Annotated in this window: 1 protein-coding gene; it reads right to left on the bottom strand. The window is 61.4% G+C overall.

The genetic code is table 11. The features are described from left to right. Positions 1–45: 45 nt before the first annotated feature. Positions 46–1,426: autotransporter-associated beta strand repeat-containing protein (locus BV106_RS33975; RefSeq protein ID WP_038172556.1), on the bottom strand; the 1,381-nt coding region annotated here is incomplete at its 5' end.

The raw sequence follows: 1,426 nt of genomic DNA, 5'->3' as shown, positions 1-1,426 counted from the left end.
TCAGGGCGTTTATTTCTCCCACGGCCTCTGCCGATTGCCTTCGCTTTAGGGCTGGGGCCGTCTTCTCCGCCAGATGAGGGCGGCGAGGCCGAGGCCGAACAGGGAGGCCATGCCGGGTTCAGGAGTCACATTGACATAGACCGCATTGGCAAAGCTGGTGGTGTCGATGCTGTAGGAAAAGCCTCCGGGTGTGGTGCCGATGCTAAGGGTGTTGTCGGTGAGGGTGCCGGTGTAGTCGAAGAGCTTGTAGCTTCCATTGCCGAGACCGCCGAGGTTCGTGATGTTGAGCACGCCGTCCAGGGTGAGGTTGCCGGTCACGGAGATCTCGTCATCCAGCAGGCTGCTGGGGGAGGAGAGGTCGAAGTTCAAGACGGAGGTGGAGTTCAGGGTCAATCCTGTGCCGAGGGTGAGTTTGCCACCCAGGGAGATGCCTGCGGCGTCAACATCACCGGCGGAGAGGATGCCGCCATTCTGGATGGTCACGGCGCGGTTGATGGTGCCGGTGCCGCCCAGGCGTGCGGCCGTGCTGACGATCACTGCGCCCACGGCTGCGGCATTGGGGCTGGTGGCGGAGAGCACGCCGTTCACCAGCAGCGTGCCGACGTTGACATTGGTCTGGCCTGAGTAGTTGCTGGTGCCAGTGAGGGCGACGATGCCCGCGCCGGTCTTGGCGATCGTGTCCAGCCCAGCACTCGAGGTCGTCGCATCAGAGCGGCGGGTGATGCTGTTGATGTTAACTCGGCCGCCCGCGACGGCTGTGACCTGACCGGCATTCGAGTCGACGGCACCAGTATTGCCCGTGTAGATGGTGCCCGTGAAGGAGGATATGTGGGCGGAATCCCCGCCCACAGTGTAGGCGATGTTTCCCGTGTTCGTCATGAAATGGATGTCTCGCCCAACGGTCACAGCGGCCGTGGTGAGGAGTTTGGCCCCTGGAGAACCACTGTGGCCCATGGTCACGGATGAGGAGCTGTTTCCCAATGATCCGGCCTGACCGTTGAGGGAGCTGGTACCGAGCTTCAGGGTGCCATTCCAGACGGTGGTGCCCTGCTGGTACGTGTTGATGTTGTTGAAGATGGCTGTCGCTCCACCGTTCACGGCGATGGCTCCGGCAGGGGTGCCGGAGATCACTCCGTTGATGGTTACGGAACCTGCGCCTCCCTGAAAACGGAGCGCGGAAAGTCCATTGATATCGAGATTGCCATTGAGGACGAGTTGCCCGCCTTTCACATTGATTCCGGAGCCTCGGGAGCCAGCTCCAGAGATGGCCTGCATGACGACTAAGTTGTTGTTGATCGTCTGGAGAGTCCCGGAGTCGTTGACGAGGAAAAATCGGTCGTCGTGGGTGGTGCCGTTGCTCGGCTGGAAGGTCAGAGTCTGACCGCTCAGCGTGTAGGAGGTGGCGCTTGTGAAATGGAGCGTGTCC

The organism is Verrucomicrobium sp. BvORR106 (assembly GCF_000739655.1).
GTDB lineage: Bacteria > Verrucomicrobiota > Verrucomicrobiia > Verrucomicrobiales > Verrucomicrobiaceae > Verrucomicrobium.
The sequence above is the reverse complement of the archived record's forward strand: the minus strand, read 5'-3'. Positions and strand labels throughout refer to the sequence as shown.